The sequence below is a fragment of the Phormidesmis priestleyi ULC007 genome (assembly GCF_001895925.1).
GTDB lineage: Bacteria > Cyanobacteriota > Cyanobacteriia > Leptolyngbyales > Leptolyngbyaceae > Phormidesmis_A > Phormidesmis_A priestleyi_A.
On the sequence record NZ_MPPI01000110.1, the window covers coordinates 1 to 1,143 of the forward strand.

A 1,143-nucleotide genomic window follows, 5' to 3' on the forward strand; every position below is an offset into this window, starting at 1 on the left:
GAAACCTTTGCACAAGTCAAGCAGCTATTTGTGCAATTCTTGCAGTCTTACACGTTTGATTTTCCCAAGTTGCGGCGCTATGGCTGATCTTACAACTCAAATAGGACTGCTATATGTTGAAGAAGTCAGATCATAGAGAAGTAGGAGTTCCTGTACTAGAGGGTGTTATGCACTTTTCGCTAAACTGGGGGCATGACTAGAAAACCATATCCAACGGATGTGAGCGACGAAGAATGGGCGTTTGTCGCTCCGTATCTAACTTTAATGACGGAAGCTGCGCCACAACGCGACCATAGTCTGCGAGAAGTGTTCAATGGAGTGCGGTGGATTGTTCGCACAGGGGGAGCTTGGCGACTGATGCCGCATGACCTGCCACCGTGGCACACGGTCTACCAACAAACACAACGCTGGCTCAAAGCTGGAGTATTTGAGGCGATGGTGCAGGACTTGCGCGAGATCCTGCGAATTTTAGCGGGGCGCACCGAGCAACCGAGTGCCGTGATTCTGGACAGTCGGACGTTACAATCGACCGTTGAAAGCGGACATCGAGCGGGCTATGACGGCGGAAAACGCAAAAAAGGCAGCAAGGTGCACAGGGCTGTGGATACGCTAGGACACTTGCTCACTCTGCACGTTACCCCAGCGAACGAGCAAGACCGAGCGCAGGTGGCAGAACTCGTGCAACAAGTCCAGCAGATGACAGGGGAATCAGTTGAGGTTGCCTTTGTGGATCAGGGCTACACGGGAGCGCAAGCTGCCGCCGCTGCCGAGGCAGAAGGCATTCGCCTGGAAGTGGTCAAACTCCCAGAGGCTAAGAAGGGCTTTGTGCTGCTGCCCAGAAGGTGGATTGTCGAGCGGAGTTTCGGTTGGATGTCCCGGTTTCGGCGATTAGCGCGAGATTACCAGCGGCTCGCAGAAACCTTAATCGGCTTTCACCTGATTGCCTTTGGGATATTGATGGTCAAACAGTTCGTGAGTATCGGATTCAAAAGTGCATAACACCCTCTAGGAATTGAAAATATTAGACTTGTTGTGAAATAAGGCAGAATATATAGAACGAGTGAGTGGAGACGGAAGGATGCTAGATGTAGATCGAGTGCTGCGACAAGACCGACTGGTGCGAGCGATGACGGGCTTGAACCT

Annotated in this window: 1 protein-coding gene; it reads left to right on the forward strand. The window is 52.0% G+C overall.

The window, feature by feature from the left end; all coding sequences use genetic code 11:
- Positions 1 to 192: 192 nt before the first annotated feature.
- Complete coding sequence (locus tag BRW63_RS27020) at positions 193 to 999, forward strand: IS5 family transposase (protein ID WP_073075385.1); 807 nt, start codon at positions 193 to 195, stop codon at positions 997 to 999.
- Positions 1,000 to 1,143: the final 144 nt, after the last annotated feature.

Excerpts from the sequence above, each read along its gene's own strand:
- BRW63_RS27020 (WP_073075385.1), top strand. The coding sequence starts at position 193 with ATGACTAGAAAACCATATCCAACGGATGTGAGCGACGAAGAATGGGCG.